At 68.4% G+C, this 19,282-nt stretch carries 19 protein-coding genes; 16 read left to right on the forward strand and 3 right to left on the reverse strand.

The genetic code is table 11. The annotated features are described in order from the left end of the window. The first annotated feature begins 70 nt into the window (after positions 1–70). Positions 71–802 (forward strand): proteasome-type protease, encoded by a 732-nt coding sequence (locus BM353_RS13650; RefSeq protein WP_092081822.1) that lies wholly within the window; start codon positions 71–73, stop codon positions 800–802. 87 nt (positions 803–889) lie between these two features. Here BM353_RS13650 and BM353_RS13655 read toward each other — a convergent pair whose 3' ends face one another. Beyond that, positions 890–1,921: a hypothetical protein gene (locus tag BM353_RS13655; protein WP_143104172.1), complete on the reverse strand. Its 1,032-nt coding sequence runs from the start codon at positions 1,919–1,921 to the stop codon at positions 890–892. A 135-nt stretch (positions 1,922–2,056) separates the two neighbouring features. Between BM353_RS13655 and infC the strand changes: the two genes are divergently transcribed. Together infC and BM353_RS13665 are read left to right on the forward strand one after the other, a co-directional pair. Beyond that, entirely contained in the window at positions 2,057–2,677 is a 621-nt protein-coding gene (gene infC / locus BM353_RS13660) for a translation initiation factor IF-3 (RefSeq protein WP_245759657.1), read from the forward strand. Between the two features lie 213 nt (positions 2,678–2,890). Then, positions 2,891–4,153: a glycerate kinase type-2 family protein gene (locus BM353_RS13665; protein WP_092081826.1), complete on the forward strand. Its 1,263-nt coding sequence runs from the start codon at positions 2,891–2,893 to the stop codon at positions 4,151–4,153. Between the two features lie 22 nt (positions 4,154–4,175). Here the strand turns inward: BM353_RS13665 and BM353_RS13670 are convergent, their stop codons facing one another. Further along, positions 4,176–4,562, reverse strand: coding sequence for a rhodanese-like domain-containing protein (locus tag BM353_RS13670; protein WP_092081901.1), 387 nt, complete (start codon positions 4,560–4,562; stop codon positions 4,176–4,178). A gap of 70 nt (positions 4,563–4,632) precedes the next feature. On the opposite strand from BM353_RS13670, the gene BM353_RS13675 reads away from it, so the two are divergent. The 13 genes from BM353_RS13675 (at position 4,633) to ftsH (ending at position 17,903) form a co-directional block, all read left to right on the forward strand. After that, a complete protein-coding gene (locus BM353_RS13675; protein WP_092081828.1) occupies positions 4,633–4,971 on the forward strand; it encodes a hypothetical protein in 339 nt (112 codons plus the stop codon). After that, entirely contained in the window at positions 4,968–6,128 is a 1,161-nt protein-coding gene (gene dapE, locus BM353_RS13680; protein ID WP_092081830.1) for a succinyl-diaminopimelate desuccinylase, read from the forward strand. Before BM353_RS13675 ends, dapE begins: the two co-directional genes overlap by 4 nt. 22 nt (positions 6,129–6,150) lie before the next feature. Beyond that, positions 6,151–6,702: a TIGR04282 family arsenosugar biosynthesis glycosyltransferase gene (locus tag BM353_RS13685; protein ID WP_092081832.1), complete on the forward strand. Its 552-nt coding sequence runs from the start codon at positions 6,151–6,153 to the stop codon at positions 6,700–6,702. A 57-nt stretch (positions 6,703–6,759) separates the two neighbouring features. After that, the gene (rnr, locus tag BM353_RS13690; RefSeq protein WP_092081834.1) at positions 6,760–9,060 is read left to right on the forward strand and encodes a ribonuclease R; all 2,301 of its coding nucleotides are present in this window, start codon (positions 6,760–6,762) and stop codon (positions 9,058–9,060) included. A gap of 17 nt (positions 9,061–9,077) precedes the next feature. Then, positions 9,078–9,464, forward strand: a complete 387-nt coding sequence (ybgC, locus tag BM353_RS13695) for a tol-pal system-associated acyl-CoA thioesterase (RefSeq protein ID WP_092081836.1) — start codon at positions 9,078–9,080, stop codon at positions 9,462–9,464. Between the two features lie 122 nt (positions 9,465–9,586). After that, on the forward strand, positions 9,587–10,282 hold the full coding sequence (gene tolQ, locus BM353_RS13700) for a protein TolQ (RefSeq protein WP_092081838.1): 696 nt from the start codon (positions 9,587–9,589) through the stop codon (positions 10,280–10,282). Between the two features lies 1 nt (position 10,283). Then, positions 10,284–10,763 (forward strand): protein TolR, encoded by a 480-nt coding sequence (gene tolR, locus BM353_RS13705; protein WP_092081840.1) that lies wholly within the window; start codon positions 10,284–10,286, stop codon positions 10,761–10,763. A gap of 6 nt (positions 10,764–10,769) precedes the next feature. Continuing rightward, on the forward strand, positions 10,770–11,906 hold the full coding sequence (locus tag BM353_RS16970; protein ID WP_177220558.1) for an energy transducer TonB: 1,137 nt from the start codon (positions 10,770–10,772) through the stop codon (positions 11,904–11,906). Then, positions 11,906–13,219 carry a Tol-Pal system beta propeller repeat protein TolB gene (gene tolB, locus BM353_RS13725; protein ID WP_092081844.1) on the forward strand — a complete coding sequence of 438 codons (1,314 nt, stop codon included), beginning with the start codon at positions 11,906–11,908 and terminating at the stop codon, positions 13,217–13,219. Before BM353_RS16970 ends, tolB begins: the two co-directional genes overlap by 1 nt. 77 nt (positions 13,220–13,296) lie before the next feature. Beyond that, a complete protein-coding gene (gene pal / locus BM353_RS13730; RefSeq protein ID WP_092081846.1) occupies positions 13,297–13,818 on the forward strand; it encodes a peptidoglycan-associated lipoprotein Pal in 522 nt (173 codons plus the stop codon). 8 nt (positions 13,819–13,826) lie between these two features. Then, positions 13,827–14,666, forward strand: a complete 840-nt coding sequence (gene ybgF / locus BM353_RS13735) for a tol-pal system protein YbgF (RefSeq protein ID WP_092081848.1) — start codon at positions 13,827–13,829, stop codon at positions 14,664–14,666. Then, positions 14,663–15,910 carry a tRNA lysidine(34) synthetase TilS gene (gene tilS, locus BM353_RS13740; protein WP_245759658.1) on the forward strand — a complete coding sequence of 416 codons (1,248 nt, stop codon included), beginning with the start codon at positions 14,663–14,665 and terminating at the stop codon, positions 15,908–15,910. The genes ybgF and tilS overlap by 4 nt, the downstream gene beginning before the upstream one ends. Positions 15,911–15,986: 76 nt before the next feature. Further along, complete coding sequence (gene ftsH, locus BM353_RS13745) at positions 15,987–17,903, forward strand: ATP-dependent zinc metalloprotease FtsH (RefSeq protein WP_092081905.1); 1,917 nt, start codon at positions 15,987–15,989, stop codon at positions 17,901–17,903. A 206-nt stretch (positions 17,904–18,109) separates the two neighbouring features. On the opposite strand, the gene BM353_RS13750 is transcribed toward ftsH, so the two are convergent. Next, entirely contained in the window at positions 18,110–19,243 is a 1,134-nt protein-coding gene (locus BM353_RS13750) for an alkane 1-monooxygenase (protein ID WP_092081850.1), read from the reverse strand. Positions 19,244–19,282 lie beyond the last annotated feature (39 nt).

Below are 19,282 nucleotides of genomic sequence, written 5' to 3' on the forward strand. Positions count from 1 at the left end.
CTCCCCTCACTTGATTTCGCCGCCGCGCCGGCCTAGCTGCCTCCAGTCTTATCAATGCTGAGGAAAGAGCATGACATATTGTGTGGGTCTGCTGTTGGACGCCGGAATGGTGCTGTTGTCAGATACACGCACGAATGCCGGGCTCGACAACATTTCAACGTACCGGAAGATGTTCACCTTTGAGGAGCCGGGGGATCGGGTCATCGCGATCATGACCGCGGGCAGCCTCTCGGTCACGCAGACGACGCTCGCGCGGCTCACCGATGCGATCGAGAACCCCGACAGCGATCAGACCACGTCGATCATGAAGGCGCCGACGATGCTCGGGGTGGCCGATATCGTCGGGCGGATGCTCTCGGATGTGTCCGCCGAGGTGGCGACCAAGCTCGACCGCATGGGGCAGGGGGCCTCGGCCTCGATGATCCTCGCCGGGCAACGCAAGGGCGGGCCGATGCGGATGTTCCTCATCTATCCGGAGGGGAATTTCATCGAGGCCACGGCCGACACGCCCTTCCTCCAGATCGGCGAGCATAAATACGGCAAGCCGATCCTCGATCGGGTGATCACGCCGCAGACCTCGCTCGCGGAAGCGCAGAAGGCCGTGCTTCTGTCGATGGACAGCACCTTGCGCTCCAACCTCTCGGTCGGGATGCCGCTCGATATGGTGGTGATCGAGGAGGGCGCTTTGCGGATCAGCTATCAGCGGCGCATCGAACAGAACGACAGCGGGTTCGATCAGATGAGCGAGGCATGGTCCGGCGCGCTGCGCAACGCTTTTGCCGAGATCGCTCCGCTCGACTGAGCTCTGCGACAGAGGGGCCTTGGCCCAGACGAAAAAGGGCCACGCAATCGCGCGGCCCTTTCTCTTTTGGGGTGTGTGTCCGGGCGCTCAGAGGCCGAGCGCCTCGCGGACCTGGCTCAGGATCTCGCCGAGCTTGGCGGGATCGTCGCGCACGCTGTCCAGCGCGGCGGTCAGCGCGGTCTTTTGCAGCGCGCCAAGATCGGAGTCCTGGATCGCCTCTGCGACCGTGTCGAAGTTGAACCCTTCGGGAGAGAGCGCCTCGTCCAGCGTGGCCTCACCGGCCTCGGCGCCCGTGTCCACCTCGGTGTCCGCTGTGGCTTCTGCCTCGACAGCCGCGTCGGTTTCCATGGCCTCTTCGGTCACGGTCTCGGCCGTATCGGTTGCCGCTTCCGTCGCCTCGGTGATCTCATCGGCGACGCCTTCGATCGCATCGCCCCCCGCTTCCGTTGCCTCGGCGGCGGACTCGGTCGCGCGTTGCGTCGCTTCGTCGGCTGTCTCCGTGGCCGCATCGGTCGCCTCGGTGATCTCGTCGGCCAGACCCTCGACGGCATCGCCCGCCGCCTCCGTCGCCTCAGCGGCGGATTCGGTTGCCGCTGCCGTCGCCTCGTCGGCCATTTCTTCAGCCGCGTCGCCCGCTTCGGTCATCGCCTCTGTCGTGCCATCGACCGCCTCCGCCGTCGCCTCGGAGAGCCCTGCGGCGGCGTCATCTGCCGACTCCATCGCGTCGTCGGTGATTTCCTGCACCATCTCGCCGGAGGCATTCACCGCATCGCTGGCGTTCTGCGTCGTGTCGGCAAAGGCGTTGCTCGCATCCTCGCCGAGATCGCCGAGCGCTTCCTCGGTCTCGGTCATCGCGCCGTCCAGCGCGTCGGCGGCCCCGTCCACCAGATCGGCCGCGCCTTCGACGGCCTCCGTTGCCACCTCGCTCACCGCATCGCCAACCTCGGTCGCGGCTTCGCCGACCGCGTCGGCGGCAGAGCCCATGCCGTCGGCAGCCTCCTGCACGATCTCCGATTCGGCGACTGATTCGGCCACATCCTGGGGCGTCTGCCCGGTGAAGAGGTAGTAGCCGCCCAACAACACTGCGGCAGCGACTATGATCCAGAGAAGATTACGCATCGGGTGATTCCTTGTTAACCGGTCGGAGCCATGACAGGCGCTTCGCGCCGAATGCTCCAATCATGGCGCAAGATGTACACCACTGGCCGGGAACTGAAAGGCCCGCGCGGTCTAAATGTGTCAAACGGCTGATTGTTGCTTGAACCGGCCCGCGCGCATGACTATTTTCCCGGCCCAACGTCCCGCAACAGCTCAAGGAGCCGAACCATAGCCCGCAGACCGCACAACGCGCCGCCAACAAGAGACACCGGACCGCGCGTAAATGACAAGATCCGAGCCCCCGAGATTCGCCTGATCGGCGCCGAGGGGGAAAATGTTGGTGTCGTTCATCCCGCAAGAGCGATGGAAATGGCTGAAGAGGTCGGGCTCGACCTGGTCGAGATCTCGCCCAACGCCAACCCGCCCGTCTGCAAGATCATGGACTTCGGCAAGTTCAAGTACGAGCAGCAGAAACGCGAGAGCGAAGCGCGCAAGAAACAGAAGACCATCGAGGTCAAAGAGGTCAAGTTCCGGCCCAACACGGATGTGCATGACTACGGCGTCAAGATGCGCAACGTGATGAAGTTTCTTGAGAACGGCGACAAGGTGAAGGTCACGCTGCGGTTCCGCGGCCGGGAAATGGCCCACCAGAACCTTGGCCGCAACCTGCTGGAGCGGGTGGCCGAAGACGTCAAGGAAATCGGCAAGATCGAGAATATGCCGAGGATGGAAGGCCGCCAGATGGTCATGATGATCGGCCCGATACCGGTCAAGTAAACCGCGGCCCCGGGCGAGGAAACCCGGATCCCGAACAGGCAAAGCGCGAAGGGCAACCTTTCGCGCTTTTTCTTTTTGATCACCGCGCTTTGCGTCACACGCGCGGCGCGCCCCCTGCGGCATCTGCGGTGCTTTCCCTGCGCCCGCGCGCGCGCTACTGTGCCGGCGCACCGTTTACACAGGCACGAAACCGACACGAAAGGGAGGCCGCGTTTGCCCCAGACCCCCGAGGCGCTTTTGCGCGCGATGTTCGATGCCGCGGTTGCGGCGGCGGATCCGATGATCACCATCCCCGCCGCGCTGCCGCCCAAACCCGACGGGCGGGTTGTCGTGATCGGCGCGGGCAAGGCCTCCGCGCGGATGGCCGAAGCGGTCGAGAGCGCCTGGGGCCCCTGCGACGGGCTGGTGCTGACGCGCTATGGCTATGCCCGGCCCTGCGTCGGGATCGAGATCGTCGAGGCCGCGCACCCGGTCCCGGATGCGGCGGGCGTTGCGGCGACGGAGCGCCTGTTCGAGTTGCTCGACACGGTTGGCCCGGATGATTTCGTGCTTTGCCTGATTTCCGGCGGCGGCTCGGCGCTGCTCTGTGCGCCGGCCGAGGGGGTCACGCTTGCGGAGAAACAGGCGGTCAATGCGGCGCTATTGGCCAGCGGCGCGCCGATCGGGTCGATGAACGTCGTGCGCCAGCATCTCAGCCGGGTGAAAGGGGGGCAGCTCGCCGCGCGCGCCTACCCCGCGACAATGCTCAGCCTGATGATTTCCGATGTGCCGGGCGACGATCCCGCGCTGATCGCCTCTGGTCCGACCGTGAGTCGGGCCGGGACGGTCGAGGACGCGCGCCGGATCGTTGCGCAGTATGGCATCGCGCTGCCGGCCTCCGCCGAGGCTGTGCTGGATGGCGCGCCCCTGCCGCTGGCGCCGGGGGATGATCGGCTTTCGACGGTCGAGAACCGGGTGATTTCCGCGCCCTCACAATCGCTGGAGGCCGCCGCCCGGGTGGCCGAGGCGGCGGGCGCGACGGTGCGGCTTCTGGGGGATGATCTGGAGGGCGAGGCGCGCGATCTGGCCGCCGGGCAGGCCAAGGCGGCGCTGGAGATTCAGGCCGGGCTCGCACCGGGGGATGCGCCGGTCGTGCTGCTTTCGGGGGGCGAATGCACCGTGACGCGCCGCGGCGACGGGGTTGGCGGGCCCAACGCGGAGTTCGTTCTGGCGGCGGCGCGGGCGCTCGGTGGCCAGCCGGGCATCCACGTGCTCGCCTGCGACACCGACGGCGTAGACGGGGCGGCCGAGGTGGCCGGTGCGATCGCCGGGCCGGAGACGCTGGACAAGGCGCGCGCGGTGGGGGCCGATCCGGACGCGGCGCTCGCCATCAACGACGCGCACCGGTTCTTCGGGACCCTCGGCGACCAGATCGTCCCGGGGCCCACGCTGACCAATGTCAACGATTTCCGCGCTTTCGTGATTTCTCCGCTCTGACGGCTCTTGGCTTTCCGAGGGGCTAGCCGCGCCCCTCGGCGACCGGCCCGCCCGCCGCTTTCCAGCCGGAGAAGCCGTCCGAGACGTGGCTCACGCGGGGCAATCCCATGTCCTGCGCCGTCTTGGCGGCCAGGGCCGAGCGCCAGCCCGAGGCGCAGTAGAAGACAAAGCGATGGCCGCTCTGGAACTGGGGCTTGGCGTAGGGGCTTTCGGGGTCGATCCAGAATTCGAGCATCCCGCGCGGGCAGTGAAACGCGCCCGGGATACGCCCCTCGCGCTCCAGCTCGCGCGGATCGCGCAGGTCGACGAAGGTCACGTCCTCCGCCCCGTGCAGCCCGATCAGCTCCCCCGCCGGGGCATGGGCCACCTCCGCATTGGCCTCGGCCACCATGTCCTTGATCCGCCGCATCGCCGCTCTCTCCTTGACTTCACGCCGCGCTCGGCGCACCTCTGGCCCCGATTTTTCGGGATGGTACGGCATGAGTGAGAGCAAGGCAAAGAAACCCAAACGGCAGGAGGTCTATACCCTGCTGGTGGAGGTGGGTCGGCGCGCGGGCGACGGGTTGCCAGAGGAGGCAACCGGGGCGGCGATGCTGTGCTATGCCAGCGGTGTGGATGAGGCCGAAGCCGTGCGCGAGACCGTGGCGATCCTCAAGCAGGCCGAGCTCGCGCCGCTTGACGTGACCGGCTACGGGACCCGGGCCGAACGCGAGGCACAGGGCCATGAGATCGGCGCGGAAGAGGCCGAACTCATGGAGCGGGCCTTGGCCGAAAACTCCGTTATCGTGGCCCAGATGGATCCGATTTTCCCGACATGAGCGCGCCCGAGCATAGCCCCGTCGATCCGGTCGCCCTGACCGCCGATCTGGTCCGCTGCCCCTCGGTCACGCCGGAGGAGGGCGGCGCGCTGGTGCTGCTTCAGGGGCTGCTGGAGGGCGCGGGGTTCGAATGCCACCGCGTCGATCGGGCCGGGACGGCGAACCTCTTTGCCCGCTGGGGCGCGAAGGGCCATGCGCGCAGCTTTGGCTTCAATGGCCATACGGACGTGGTCCCCGTGGGTGACGCGGCGGCCTGGACACACGCGCCCTTCGGGGCGGAGGTCGTGGGCGGCGTGCTCTTTGGACGCGGCGCGACCGACATGAAAAGCGGTGTGGCCGCCTTTGCCGCCGCGGCGGTTGATTTCGTGCGAGAGACCCCGTCCGACGGCGCGATCCTGCTGGCGATCACCGGCGATGAGGAGGGCGACGCGACGGACGGGACCGTCGCGCTCCTCGACTGGATGGCGGAGGCGGGGGAGGCGATGTCGGTCTGCCTCGTGGGCGAGCCGACCTGCCCTGCCGAGATGGGCGAGATGATGAAGATCGGGCGGCGCGGGTCGCTCAATGCCCATTTCACCTTTCGCGGCGTACAGGGCCATGCGGCCTATCCGCATCGGGCCAGGAACCCCTGTCACGCGATGGCGCAGCTGATGGCGCATTTCGCGGGCCAAGAGCTCGATCAGGGGACGGAGCATTTCGATGCCTCGACCCTCGCGGTCGTCACGATGGACACGGGCAATCCGGCGACCAATGTGATCCCCGCCGAATGCCGCGCGACGCTCAACATCCGCTTCAACGACGCCCACAGCGGCGCCAGCCTCACGGATTGGCTGCGGGCCGAGGCGGCGCGGGTCGCCGAGGACACCGGCGTGGGGATTGCCTGCGAGGTCAAGGTCTCGGGCGAGAGCTTCCTGACCCCGCCGGGCCCGCTCTCCGATCTCGTCGCCGCCGCCGTGGAGGCCGAGACCGGCCGCGCGCCGGAGCTCTCCACCTCGGGCGGCACCTCGGACGCGCGCTTCGTCAAGGATCACTGCCCGGTGGTCGAGTTTGGCCTTGTGGGCCGGACGATGCATCAGGTCGATGAATGCGTCGAGATCGACCACATCCACGCGCTGAAACGCATCTACAGCCGCTGCCTTGCCCGCTATTTCGCCTGACCGCCGCCCGCGCCTTGTCGTGATGCTCAAGGAGCCGCGGCCGGGGCGGGTCAAGACCCGGCTGGGGCGGGAGATCGGCATGATCGAGGCGGCGCAGTGGTTTCGGCATCAAAGCTCGGCGCTCCTGCGCCGGCTGCGCGATCCGCGGTGGGAGCTTATGCTCGCCGTCGCGCCGCACGCCGGCCGTCGGAGCGCGCAGTGGCCCGGCGATCTGCCCCGCATCCCACAGGGCGATGGCTCGCTGGGCGATCGGATGGGGCGGGTTTTCCGGAGCCTGCCGCCCGGGCCCGTTTGCATCATCGGCGCGGATGTCCCGGGGATCGACAGGCCCCATATCGCGCGCGCTTTCGCCGCGCTCGGGGCGCGCGACGCGGTGTTCGGCCCGGCGCTTGATGGCGGCTATTGGCTGGTCGGGTTGAAGCGCACGCGCGCGGTCCCCGCCGGGCTCTTCGAGGGGGTGCGCTGGAGCTCGCCCCACGCCCTCGCTGACAGCCGCGCGACGCTCGGCGATGCCTCCGTGGCGCTCGTCGACACGCTGCGCGATGTGGATACGGCGGCTGACCTTCGCGCCTGAAGCGGCCTTGGGCGTTTTGCGCATGACGCCTCCGCCGCGCCGTGGTACCGAGCGCCTATGAGCCAGATGCCGACACGCGAGCAGATCCTCGACTGGATCGCCGCCAACCCGACCCAAACCTCCAAACGCGACATTGCCAAGGCCTTCGGGATCAAGGGCGCCGCGCGGATCGATCTCAAGCGCCTGTTGCGAGAGCTTGAGGACGAGGGGCACCTTGAAAAGCGCAAGAAGACCTACCGCGACCCGGACCGCTTGCCGCCGGTGTCGGTCCTGCAGATCAACGGCCAGACGCCCGATGGCGAGCTTCTGGCGCGGCCGATGGAGTGGCAGGGCGAGGGGGTCGAGCCGGTCGTGCTCTTCGTGGCGCGCGCCTCGGACCCCGCGCTTGGCGAGGGCGACCGGATCCTTGCGCGGCTGACGCAGGTGCAGGCCCCGGATCACCACTATGAAGCGCGGCTCATCCGCCGCATCGGGACCAACCCGCGCATGATCCTCGGGATTTTCCGCGAAGGTGCCGAAGGCGGGCGGATCAAGCCGATCGAGAAGGGCTCGGACAAGGACTGGACCGTCGCAGCCGGGGCGACCGGCGGGGCCAAAGACGGCGAGTTGGTTGAGGCCGAACAGGCCGGGCCCAAGGGGCGGATGGGCCTGCCGCGCGCGCGCATCGTGAACCGGCTGGGCGATCCTTCGGCGCCCCGGGCCGTCTCGCTCATCGCCATCCACGAACACGGTATCCCCGACAGCTTCCCCGACGCGGTCATCGCCGAGGCCGACCGGCTCAAACCCGCCGGCCTCAAGGGGCGCGAGGATCTGCGCGAGATGCCGCTCGTGACCATCGACCCGGCCGACGCGCGCGACCATGACGACGCCTGTTTCGCCGAGCCCGACAGCGAGCCGGGCAACAAGGGCGGGCACGTGCTCTGGGTCGCCATCGCCGATGTCGCCCACTACGTCCGGCCCGGAACCGAACTGGACCGCGAGGCGCGCAAGCGGGGCAATTCGAGCTACTTCCCCGACCGCGTGGTGCCGATGCTGCCGGACCGTCTCTCGGGCGATCTGTGCTCGCTGCACGAGGGGGTGCCGCGCGCCTGTATCGCCCTGCGCGTCCGCATCGACAGCGAGGGCGAGGTGCTCTCGCACCGGTTCCTGCGCGGGCTCATGCGCTCGCCCGCCTCACTGAACTATCAGGAGGTGCAGGAGGCGATCGACGGCGCGCCGAACGACCGCACCGCACCGCTGCTCGACGACGTGATCAAGCCGCTCTATGCCTGCTACGAGGCGTTGGCCAAGGCGCGCCACCGCCGCCAGCCGCTCGATCTGGACCTGCCGGAACGGCGCATCGAGCTGACCGAAGACGGCAAGGTCGCCTCGGTGAATTTCCGCGACCGGCTGGACGCGCACCGGCTCATCGAGGAGTTCATGGTCACGGCCAATGTCTGCGCGGCGCAGACGCTGATCCGCAAGAAAAGTCCGCTGCTCTTCCGCGTCCACGAGGAGCCCTCACCGGAAAAGCTCGACAGCCTGCGCGAGACCGCCGGCGCCGCGGGCCTCACCCTCGCCAAGGGGCAGGTCCTCAAGACCGCGCATCTCAACCGTCTGCTGGCCGATGCGGCGGGGGGCGACAATGCCGAGCTGATCAACCTCGCGACCCTGCGCTCGATGACGCAAGCCTATTATTCGCCGGTGCATCTAGGCCATTTCGGGCTCTCGCTGGCGAGCTACGCGCATTTCACCTCGCCGATCCGGCGCTACGCGGATCTGATCGTGCACCGGGCGCTGATCTCGGCCCATGGCTGGGGCGACGACGGGCTCTCGCCGCAGGAAATCGACGGGCTGGAGCGCACGGCGGAACACATATCCAGCACCGAGCGGCGCTCGATGATGGCCGAGCGGGACACGACCGATCGCTATCTCGCGGCCTTCCTGTCGGACCGTCTCGGCGCGGAATTCGAGGGGACGATCAGCGGCGTGGTCAAGTTCGGCCTCTTCGTCAAGCTTGACGAGACCGGGGCGGACGGGCTGGTCCCGGTGAGCACGATCGGGCGGGAGTATTTCCACTTCGACGCCGATGCTGGCACGCTCATGGGCGCCGACAGCGGCCGCGTCCTGCGGCTCGGTCAGCGGGTCACCGTCAAGCTCAAGGAAGCCGCGCCGGTCACCGGCGGGCTGGCTTTCGAGCTCCTGAGTGTCGAGGGCGAGACGATGCCCAAGGGCGACGGGTTTCGCGGCGGGTTCGGCGGTGGCGGGCGGCGCGGTGGCGGCAAATCCAAAGGCGCGGGCCCCTCGAAACGCAAGCTCGCGCGCGCCAAGAAGAAAACCGCCTCGAAGGACCGCAAGGTCTCGCGCACGCGGCGGTAAGACGAAAAGGACCACCGATGCACCGTTTTCCGATCCGCGTTTACTACGAAGACACCGACATGGCCGGGATCGTCTATTACGCCAATTACCTGCGCTATATCGAGCGGGCGCGGAGCGATTGGGTCCGGGGCCTCGGGATCGACCAGATGGCCCTGCGCGATGAGGAGGGGCTTGTCTTCGCGGTCCGGCGGATCGAGGCCGATTACCTCAAATCGGCCCATTTCGACGAGGAGCTCGTGGTCGAGACCACTCTTGCCCGTCTGACCCCGGCCCGGCTGGTGATGCACCAGAAGATCCTGCGCGATGGCGAGGCGCTCTTCGAGGCCGAGGTTGTCGTCGTTTGCATGAGCACGGAGGGCCAGCCGGCCCGGCTTCCGGCGAATATCCGCCAACAATTGCAGTAATTCGCAACTCTTCGTGTCCGGCGGGGTTATGGATGGTGTTGGTGTTGGGGCTGCGCTTGGGGTAAAAGAGCGCCTGAACAGGTCGAACCCCGACAAGAGGGCCGAACGGAGAAGAGCAGGCAATGGAAGCGGAAACCCTTGGTCTCGCGCAGGAGATCGATTTCTCCATGTGGGCGCTTTTTGCGCGCGCAACGATTACCGTCAAGCTGGTGATGATCCTGTTGATCCTCGCCTCCTTCTGGTCCTGGTCGATCATCGTGCAGAAGATCATCGACTATCGCCGCGCCCGCGCCGAAGCCGCGAAGTTTGATCGTGCCTTCTGGTCCGGCGAGCCGCTGGACGAGCTTTTCGAAAAGCTAGGGCCCGAGCCGAAGGGCAGCCCCGACAAGGTCTTTGCCGCGGGCATGATCGAATGGGGCCGCTCGCACCGGAACGACGGCGCGCTCATCCCCGGCGCCTCCCTGCGGATCGACCGCAACATGGACGTGGCCATCGCCAAGGAGGCCGAGACGCTGCAACGCGGCCTGCCGGTGCTGGCGACCATCGGCTCCACCGCGCCTTTCATCGGGCTCTTCGGCACGGTCTGGGGCATCATGAACGCCTTCATCGAAATCGCAGAGCAGCAAAACACCAATCTCGCCGTCGTCGCGCCCGGCATTGCCGAGGCGCTTCTGGCGACCGGGCTGGGCCTGCTCGCGGCGATCCCGGCGGTGATTTTCTACAACAAGCTTTCGGCCGACAGTGACCGGATCATCGCGGGCTACGAGGCCTTTGCCGATGAGTTCGCCACGATCCTCAGCCGCCAGTTGGACAGCTGAGATGGGCGCGGGGGTCATCAAGGGGGCAAGCGGCGGGCACCGGCGCGGCGCGCGCCGGCGGCGGCGCGGCACCCAGCCGATGGCGGAGATCAACGTCACGCCCTTCGTCGATGTCATGCTGGTCCTGCTGATCATCTTCATGGTGGCCGCGCCGCTCCTGACCGTGGGCGTTCCGGTCGAGCTGCCCAAGACAGCGGCCAACGCGCTGCCCACCGATGCCGAGGAGCCGCTGACCGTGACGCTGGAGGCGGACGGCACTCTGAGCATCCAGAACACCGTAACCGCGCGCGACGAACTCGTCGCCAAGCTCCGCGCCATCGCGGACGAGCGCGAGGGGGACAGGATCTTCCTGCGCGCGGATGGGGGCATCGCCTACGCCGATGTCATGGAAGTGATGGGCGCGCTCAACGCGGGCGGATTTTCCAACGTGGGGCTGGTGACGGACACCGGCGGCCCGACGCTGGACGAGCGAGACGGGTGAGCCCCGGTGAAGACCGGTCAGTACATCTCCGGTGCAGCGCATGTCGGGCTGATCCTGTGGCTCTTGGTGGGCATTGGGTTTGACGCCGATCCGCTGCCCTTTGACAGCGTGTCGGCCACGCTTGTCACCGAAGAGGATTACGCGGCGCTGACCGCCTTGTCTGCTCCGCCGGAGGCCCCTGCCGAGCCCGAAGCCGTGCCCGAGCCGGAGCCTGCCCCCGAGCCAGAACCCGAGCCAGAACCCGAGCCCACGCCAGAACCCGCGCCTCAGCCCGCACCGCAACCCCGGCCCGCACCGGTTCAGTCGCCGGAGCAACCGCAGGCTCTGCCCGATCCGGCCGCCGAGGCCGCGCCTGAGAGCACGCCGGCCCCCGCGCCGCGGATCGCCCCGGAGCCCGCGCCGCGTCCCGAGGCGCCCGCCGATCCCGATCCGGTGCCGCAGGTGGCCGTCGAGCCGGTTGAAGCGCCCGAGCCTGCCCCCGCGCCCGAGCCGCGCGACGCGGCCGTCCCGGAGGAGAGCAGCACCCGGATCGTGACCGAGGCCGAGGAGCGCCCGCAGACAGCGCCGACCACCTCGCCGCGCCCGCTGCCCCGTCCATCGCGGCCGGTGCCGCCGGAGCCGGAGGAGACGCCGGTCGAGACCGTGGCAGAGGCGGAGCCCGAGCCGACACCGGAGCCCGAACCAGAGCTGACACCGGAACCAGAGCCAGAGCCCGCACCGGAACCGGACGCAGAGCCCGAGGCCCCGCTCTTTGACGACGCCGTCGCGGCCGCGCTGGCCGAAGCGCTCGGCGGGGCGGGGACGACGCCCGACGCCCCGGCCACGCTCTCGCAGGCCGAGGCCGACAGCCTGCGCCTCGCCGTCTCCGCCTGCTGGAACGTCGGCTCGCTCTCGTCCGACGCGCTCGGGGTCACGGTCATCGTGGCGCTCGAGTTCGCCCGCGACGGCCGGCCCATCGCCGACACGATCCGCATGGTGAGCGCCAGCGGCGGCGGCGGCGACGCCACGCGCCAGGCCTTCGAAACCGCCCGCCGCGCGATCCTGCGCTGCGGCACCGAGGGCTACGATCTGCCCCCACAACAATATGATCTTTGGAAGAGTATCGAGATGGTATTCGACCCCGAGAAAATGCGGAGATTGTGATGATCCGAATCCTGAGCGTCCTGCTGGCCTGCTGCCTTGCCCTGCCCGTGCTGGCGCAAGGCGGCCCGCTGCGCATCGAGATTACCGAAGGGGTGATCGAGCCGGTGCCTTTCGCGGCGCCCGCCTTCGTGCCCGAAACGCCCCAGGCCGCCGAGGTGGCGCGCCAGATCACCGAGGTCGTCGCCGCCGATCTGACCGGGACCGGGCTCTTCCGCCGCATCGGGCCGGATGCCTTCATCAGCCAGGTCAGCGATTTCAACGCCCCCGTGGCCTATCCCGACTGGCGCGCGGTCAACGCCCAGGCGCTGGTGACGGGCGAGGTCGCGGTGCAGGGCTCGGCGCTCATCGTGCGCTTCCGGCTGCATGACGTGTTCGCCGGGCAGGAAATGGGCAGCGGGCTGCAGTTTCAGGGCACGGTCGAAAGCTGGCGCCGCATGGGCCACAAGGTCGCCGATGTGGTCTACAGCCGGATCACCGGCGAGGGCGGCTATTTCGACAGCCGCGTCGTCTATGTCTCCGAGACCGGCCCCAAGGACAACCGCCAGAAGCGTCTCGCGATCATGGATTACGACGGGGCCAATACCCAGTTCCTGACCGACAGCTCGGCCATCGTCCTCGCGCCGCGCTTTGCGCCTTCGGGGGACCGGGTGCTCTACACCAGCTATTCCTCCGGCCGTCCGCGCATCTACCTGCTCGATGTGGCGAGCGTCAGCACCCGGGCTCTCGACACCGAGGCGGGCAGCATGAGTTTCGCCCCGCGCTTTGCCCCAGACGGGCGCACGGTGATCTTCTCGCAGACCCAGGATGGCAACACCGACCTCTTCACCCTGGACCTCACCACCGGCACGCGCCAGCGCCTCACCAGCGCGCCCTCGATCGAGACCGCGCCGAGCTATTCACCGGACGGCGCGCAGATCGTGTTCGAAAGCGATCGCAGCGGCTCGCAGCAGCTCTACGTCATGCCCGCCACCGGCGGCGAGGCCACCCGCATCAGTTTCGGGCAGGGCCGCTACGGCACGCCGGTCTGGTCGCCGCGGGGAGACTACATCGCCTTCACCAAGCAAAATACCGGCCGCTTCCACATCGGCGTGATGCGCACCGACGGCAGCGAGGAGCGCCTGCTCACGGCCTCGTTCCTTGACGAGGGGCCCACATGGTCGCCCAATGGCCGCGTCATCATGTTCACCCGCGAAACGCGCGGCGCGAGCGGCGAGGCAAACCTCTATTCGGTCGATATCTCCGGGCGCAACCTGCAACGGATCCCGACCACGGGCGGCGCCTCGGATCCGGCGTGGTCCCCGCTTCAGAACTAGCGCCGGAAATAACCGCTGCGGGCGGCGGCGGCCCATGATATCTTGAGACCAAACACCGCAACGAGCAGGACAGACCCATGAAAAAATCCATCACAGCATTCGCGCTCTGCGCCGCCCTTGGCGCTGCGGGCTGCACCAACCCGGACCGGTTCGCCGCTGGCGGCGCAGGGGCGGGCGGCCTCGGCGCGGGCGCGGACGGCGGCATCGGCACCAGCGTGCTCGACCCGTCCTCGCCGGCCTATTTCCAGCAAGCCGTGGGCGACCGCGTGCTCTTTGCCGTCGATCAATCGACCCTCAACGACGCGGCCCGCGCCGTGCTCGACGGGCAGGCGGCATGGCTGATTTCCAACCCCGAGTTCACCGCCGTGATCGAGGGCCACGCCGACGAGCAGGGCACGCGGGATTACAACCTCGCGCTCGGCGCCCGCCGGGCCAACGCGGTGCGCGAATACCTCGTCTCGCGCGGCATCGCGGGCCACCGGCTGGAGAGCCTGACCTTCGGCAAGGAGCGCCCCATCGCGGTCTGCAGTGACGAGACCTGCTACACCCAGAACCGCCGCGCCGTGACCGTGGTCGCCGCGGGCGGGCTGACGAGCTGACGCCGGCGATGGGGCGCGCGGGTCCACTCTTCGGGCTCCTGCTGGGGCTGATGCCGCTCGGCGCGTCGCTGGCGCAGGAGCGGGAGGCCACATTGGCCGACATCCGGCAGGAGCTCTCGGTGCTCTACGTCGAGATCCAACGGCTCCAGCGCGAGCTGAGCACCACGGCCGCGCCGGACGGGATCGCGCCGCAAGAGGGCGTTCTGGCCCGCGTGGATGCGATCGAAGGCGCGCTGCAGGCGCTCACCGGCAAGACCGAGGAGCTCGAATTCCGGATCAACCGGGTGGTGACGGATGGCACCACGCGGATCGGCGATCTGGACTACCGGCTGTGCGAGCTGGAGCCCTCTTGCGATCCGGCGACGCTGGGCCAGACGCCGCGCCTCGGCGGTGCGGTCGAGACGCCCGCGCCCGATCCCGCGCCAACGCCAGAGGCCGACGCGGGCCTCGCCGGTTTCGAGCTCGCCGTTGGGGAGGAAAAGGAGTTCACCCAGGCGCAAGCAGCGCTTGAGGCCGGCGCCTACGCGGCCGCCGCCGAGGGTTTCGCGCGGTTCAACGAGGCCTATCCGGGCAGCCCGCTGGGCCTGCGCGCGCTCATGGGGCAGGGCGAGGCGCTGACCCGGCTGGAGGATCATCGCGGTGCGGCGCGTGCCTATCTCGATGCGTTTTCCACCGAACCGGCGAGCCCGGAGGCGCCGCAAGCCCTCCTGCGGCTCGGTCAATCGCTTGGCGCTCTTGGGCAGACGGATGAGGCCTGCCTGACCCTTGCCGAGGTCGGCACCCGGTTCCCGGACCGCGCCGAGGCGGCCGAGGCCGCGGGGGAGCGTGCGCGACTGGGCTGCTCGTGACCGAGGCGCGCCCGGCGCTGTGTGATCACGTCGCGCGCTCGGTGGACACGGAGGGCATCACCCGGCTCGGCGTCGCGGTTTCGGGCGGCGGCGATTCCATGGCCCTGCTCGATCTGGCGCGGCATGCGGCACATGCGCGCGGCGCCCCGTTGCCCGTCGCCCTGAGCATCGATCACGGGTTGCGCGCGGAGGTTGCGGCGGAACTGGCGCTCGTTGCCGCCTATTGCGCGCGCCACGGGATCGTCCACCGCATCGCCCGGTGGGAGGGGCAGGCCGCGACAGGCAACCTTCAGGCCAGCGCACGCAGGGCGCGCTACCGCCGTCTGGCCGAGCTCGCGCGCGCAGAGGGGCTGGACGCGGTGGCGCTCGCCCATACCCAGGACGATCAGGCCGAAACCCTGCTGATGCGGCTCGCCCGCGCCTCTGGCAGCGACGGGCTCCGGGCGATGCGCGCGGTTTTCGACCGCGAGGGCGCGCGGTTCCTGCGGCCCCTGCTCACCACCTCGCGCGCGGCGCTGCGCGCGCATCTGCGCGGGGAGGGGATCGACTGGGCCGAGGATCCGAGCAACGAGGACAGGCGGTTCGACCGGGTCCGCGCGCGGCAGGCTCTGGCCGCGCTTGGCCCGCTCGGGCTCGACGCGGAGGCGCTGGCCCGGGTGGCGCGCATCCTCGCCGACGAAAACGATGTCCTCCGGCGGCTGACGGCCGAGGCGGGGAGCGGTCTGGTCGAGGCCCGCGCGGGCGCGCTTTGCGCGCCGGTCATCGGGATGGCCGAGCTCGACCCCGAGCTACGCCGCCGCGTGCTGCACCGTATGATCGATTGGCTCTCCGGCCCCGGTTACCCGCCCCGGGCCGACGCGCTGCACCGTTTTGCCGAGGCCGCGCTCAACGGGGAGACCCGCACGCTCGCGGGCGTCGTCGCCTTCACCATCGGCCCGACCCTGTGGCTCGCGCGGGAGACCGCCGCGCTGCCGCCCCCGGGGCCCGTGGGCGCGGCTTGGGATGGCCGCTGGCGGCTGGTCGGGAGCGCTCCGACCGGGGCCGCGCTTGGCGCTCTGGGCGAGACCGGCCTCCGGCAGATCCCGGACTGGCGCGCGCTCGGCCTGCCGCGCAGCGTCCTTGCCGCCACACCGGCGCTCTGGCAGGGCGAGACCCTTGTCGCCGCCCCCCTCGCGAGGGCCCCAAACGGCTTTGAAGTCAAATTTGACGGAACGGACTGGAAAACCTTTCTCGCCACGCATTGAAGCCGCCGCCGAAATCTTTATCTTGTCGTGAACTGGAATGCCGGCGCGCGCGCCCCGGCGCTATGGGAGAACCTCCTTGGGAAATGCCAGAAATATCGCCTTCTGGGTCGTGTTGTTTCTATTGATCCTTGCGCTTTTCAACTTGTTCAACGGCGGCGGCACCGCCATGCAAAGCCAGTCGGTCAGCTATTCCGACTTCGTCCGCTCGGTCGAATCCAACGGGGTCAGCTCGGTCACGCTGGACGGCGAGAAGGTCAGGTTCCGCGGCGCGGACGGCAACGACTACGTCACCATCAAGCCCGATGACGCGCAGGTCACCGACCTGCTCATGGACAACAACGTCCCCGTCACGGCCGAGAGCCAGGAGCAATCGGGGTTGCAGACCTTCCTGATCTCGCTCCTGCCCTTCCTGCTTCTGATCGGCGTCTGGATCTACTTCATGAACCGGATGCAGGGGCGCGGCGGCGGCGGTGCGATGGGCTTTGGAAAGTCCAAGGCCAAGATGCTCACCGAGAAGCACGGGCGCGTGACCTTCGACGACGTGGCGGGCATCGACGAGGCCAAGGAGGAGCTCGAGGAAATCGTCGAGTTCCTGCGCAACCCACAGAAATTCTCGCGCCTCGGCGGCAAGATCCCCAAGGGCGCGCTGCTCGTGGGCCCTCCGGGGACCGGGAAGACGCTTCTGGCGCGCGCCATTGCGGGCGAGGCCGGGGTTCCGTTCTTCACCATTTCGGGCTCCGACTTCGTCGAGATGTTCGTCGGCGTCGGCGCGTCCCGCGTCCGCGACATGTTCGAGCAGGCCAAGAAAAATGCGCCCTGTATCGTCTTTATCGACGAGATCGACGCAGTGGGTCGCCACCGTGGCGCGGGCTATGGCGGCGGCAACGACGAGCGCGAGCAGACGCTCAACCAGCTTCTGGTCGAGATGGACGGGTTCGAGGCCAATGAGGGCGTCATCATCCTCGCGGCGACCAACCGCCGCGACGTGCTGGACCCCGCGCTGCTGCGCCCCGGCCGGTTCGATCGTCAGGTCACTGTGCCGAATCCCGACATCAAGGGCCGCGAGAAGATCCTCGGCGTCCACGCCCGCAAGACCCCGCTGGGGCCGGATGTTGACCTGCGCATCATCGCGCGCGGCACGCCGGGCTTCTCCGGCGCCGATCTCGCCAACCTCGTGAACGAGGCCGCGCTCATGGCCGCCCGTATTGGCCGCCGCTCGGTCACCATGGAGGATTTCGAGAACGCCAAGGACAAGGTCATGATGGGGGCCGAGCGTCGCTCGATGGTGCTCACGCCCGACCAGAAGGAAAAGACCGCCTATCACGAGGCCGGGCACGCCATCGTTGGCCTGTCGCTGCCGAAATGTGATCCGGTCTACAAGGCGACGATCATCCCGCGCGGCGGCGCGCTTGGCATGGTGGTCTCGCTGCCCGAGATCGACCGGCTCAACTGGCACAAGTCCGAATGCGAGCAGAAGTTGGCCATGACCATGGCGGGCAAGGCGGCGGAGATCCTGAAATACGGGCCCGACGAGGTGTCGAACGGCCCGGCCGGCGATATCCAGCAGGCCAGTCAACTCGCCCGCGCCATGGTGCTTCGCTGGGGCATGTCCGACAAGGTCGGCAACATCGACTATGCCGAGGCGCATGAGGGCTATTCCGGCCAGACGCCCGGTTTCTCGGTCTCGGCCCATACCAAGGAGCTGATCGAGGAAGAGGTCAAACGCCTGATCCAGGAGGCCTATGACACGGCCGCGCGGCTCCTGCGGGAGAAGGAAGCGGAGTGGGAACGGCTGGCGCAGGGCCTGCTGGAATATGAAACGCTCACCGGCGAGGAAATCGCGCGCGTCATCAAGGGCGATCCGCCGCAGGCCGGCCCGGGCGAGGACGACAAGCCCGACGCGGGCACCCCGGCGAGCGTGACGGCCATTCCGAAAACCAAGCCTCGCAAACCGCGCGAAGAGGGTGGGCTGGAGCCCGAACCCTCGGCCTGATGCGGCCAGCGCCGCCTTGGTACAAAGACTCAAACCGCTCGCCCTTCCGGCGGGCGGTTTTCATTTGGTGGGGGCGTTGGCCGGTAGACGTGAACGGCTATCGGCCTGAGTACGCCGAAGCCGAGCTTGGGCGCGGAGGTGGTATCACGCCCACGACGCACCTGCGCGTGGCGCCCTTCCGAATCGCCGGAAGCAGCCGCCACAGCTCACCTTGGCAGCGGGTTCGCAGCGGTGTTGTAGGGGAGCCAGTCGGTGATATCCGGGTAATGCTGGCGCCGCCAGGCGCGCACGCGGGGGTTCATCACCCGGCGCCAGACCGGCGGGACCATCGCCGCCATGGTCATGAGCGCATAGCCCGCCGGGAGTTGCGGGGCAGCTTCGGCGTCGTGGGTCTGCAGGAGCGGGAAGCGGCGGTCCGGTCGGGCGTGGTGATCCGAGTGGCGCTGGAGGTTGATCAGCAGCCAGTTCGAGGCCCTTTGCGCCGAGTTCCACGAGTGCCGGGGCAACACATGCTCGTAGCGCCCCGCGCCCAGATGCCGCCGGGTGAGCCCATAGTGCTCGACGTAGTTGACAAGCTCAAGCTGCCAGATCGCGACCACGGCCTGAAAGAGAAATAGCCCCACACCTGTCCAGCCGCCAAGCAGGCCCGCGAGCGTCAGCGCACCCAGCTGCAGCGCCCAGTAGCGCAGGAAGGGGTTGGCGCGGTCGTACCACGGACGGTCCTTGCGGGCGAGCAACGCGGCCTCGGCCCGGAAGGCGGAGCGCCAGCATTGCACGACAACGCGGAAGAAATAGCGGTGAAACCCTTCGTTGTAGCGCGCGGTCACCGGATCGCGCGGGGTGCCGACGTAGCGGTGGTGCACGAGCAGGTGTTCGGAGCGGAAGTGCGAATAGAGCACACAGGCCAACAGGATATCGGCCATCCAGCGTTCGAGCCGGTTCCGCTGGTGCATCAGCTCATGGGAATAGGTGATCCCGACCGTTCCGGTGATCACCCCGACACCGAAGAACAGCCCGAGCTTTTCCCAGCCGCTGAGATGCGCCGCTCCACTCGCGTACCAGATGAGGATGAACAGCAGCAGGACCTGCACCGGCGTCCACCACGCGGTGATGCGGCGATACCAGAGCAGATCGTCATCGCCGGTCTGGGGGTCGGCGTTTTCGAGGTTCTGGCCGGTCAGCATGTCGAGCAGGGTGAAGAGATACCACGTCATCAGCGGCAGCAGCACCAGTGTCCAGCCGCCATAGCGCGCCTCGATCAACGCGAGCGGCACCAGCGCGAAGGACATCCAGAAAGGCAGCGCGTTGCGGAACCGTCGAAGCTGTTGTGCGGGGACCATGTCTACTATCCTGGATTGACGTAGCGCGAGGTTAGTCGC

The sequence above is a fragment of the Poseidonocella sedimentorum genome, assembly GCF_900116005.1.
Taxonomy (GTDB): Bacteria; Pseudomonadota; Alphaproteobacteria; order Rhodobacterales; family Rhodobacteraceae; genus Poseidonocella; species Poseidonocella sedimentorum.

Excerpts from the sequence above, each read along its gene's own strand:
- BM353_RS13650 (WP_092081822.1), top strand. The coding sequence starts at position 71 with ATGACATATTGTGTGGGTCTGCTGTTGGACGCCGGAATGGTGCTGTTG.
- BM353_RS13655 (WP_143104172.1), bottom strand. The coding sequence starts at position 1,921 with ATGCGTAATCTTCTCTGGATCATAGTCGCTGCCGCAGTGTTGTTGGGC.
- BM353_RS13670 (WP_092081901.1), bottom strand. The coding sequence starts at position 4,562 with ATGCGGCGGATCAAGGACATGGTGGCCGAGGCCAATGCGGAGGTGGCC.
- BM353_RS13675 (WP_092081828.1), top strand. The coding sequence starts at position 4,633 with ATGAGTGAGAGCAAGGCAAAGAAACCCAAACGGCAGGAGGTCTATACC.
- dapE (WP_092081830.1), top strand. The coding sequence starts at position 4,968 with ATGAGCGCGCCCGAGCATAGCCCCGTCGATCCGGTCGCCCTGACCGCC.
- BM353_RS13685 (WP_092081832.1), top strand. The coding sequence starts at position 6,151 with ATGCTCAAGGAGCCGCGGCCGGGGCGGGTCAAGACCCGGCTGGGGCGG.
- rnr (WP_092081834.1), top strand. The coding sequence starts at position 6,760 with ATGAGCCAGATGCCGACACGCGAGCAGATCCTCGACTGGATCGCCGCC.
- ybgC (WP_092081836.1), top strand. The coding sequence starts at position 9,078 with ATGCACCGTTTTCCGATCCGCGTTTACTACGAAGACACCGACATGGCC.
- tolQ (WP_092081838.1), top strand. The coding sequence starts at position 9,587 with ATGGAAGCGGAAACCCTTGGTCTCGCGCAGGAGATCGATTTCTCCATG.
- tolR (WP_092081840.1), top strand. The coding sequence starts at position 10,284 with ATGGGCGCGGGGGTCATCAAGGGGGCAAGCGGCGGGCACCGGCGCGGC.
- tolB (WP_092081844.1), top strand. The coding sequence starts at position 11,906 with ATGATCCGAATCCTGAGCGTCCTGCTGGCCTGCTGCCTTGCCCTGCCC.
- pal (WP_092081846.1), top strand. The coding sequence starts at position 13,297 with ATGAAAAAATCCATCACAGCATTCGCGCTCTGCGCCGCCCTTGGCGCT.
- ybgF (WP_092081848.1), top strand. The coding sequence starts at position 13,827 with ATGGGGCGCGCGGGTCCACTCTTCGGGCTCCTGCTGGGGCTGATGCCG.
- BM353_RS13750 (WP_092081850.1), bottom strand. The coding sequence starts at position 19,243 with ATGGTCCCCGCACAACAGCTTCGACGGTTCCGCAACGCGCTGCCTTTC.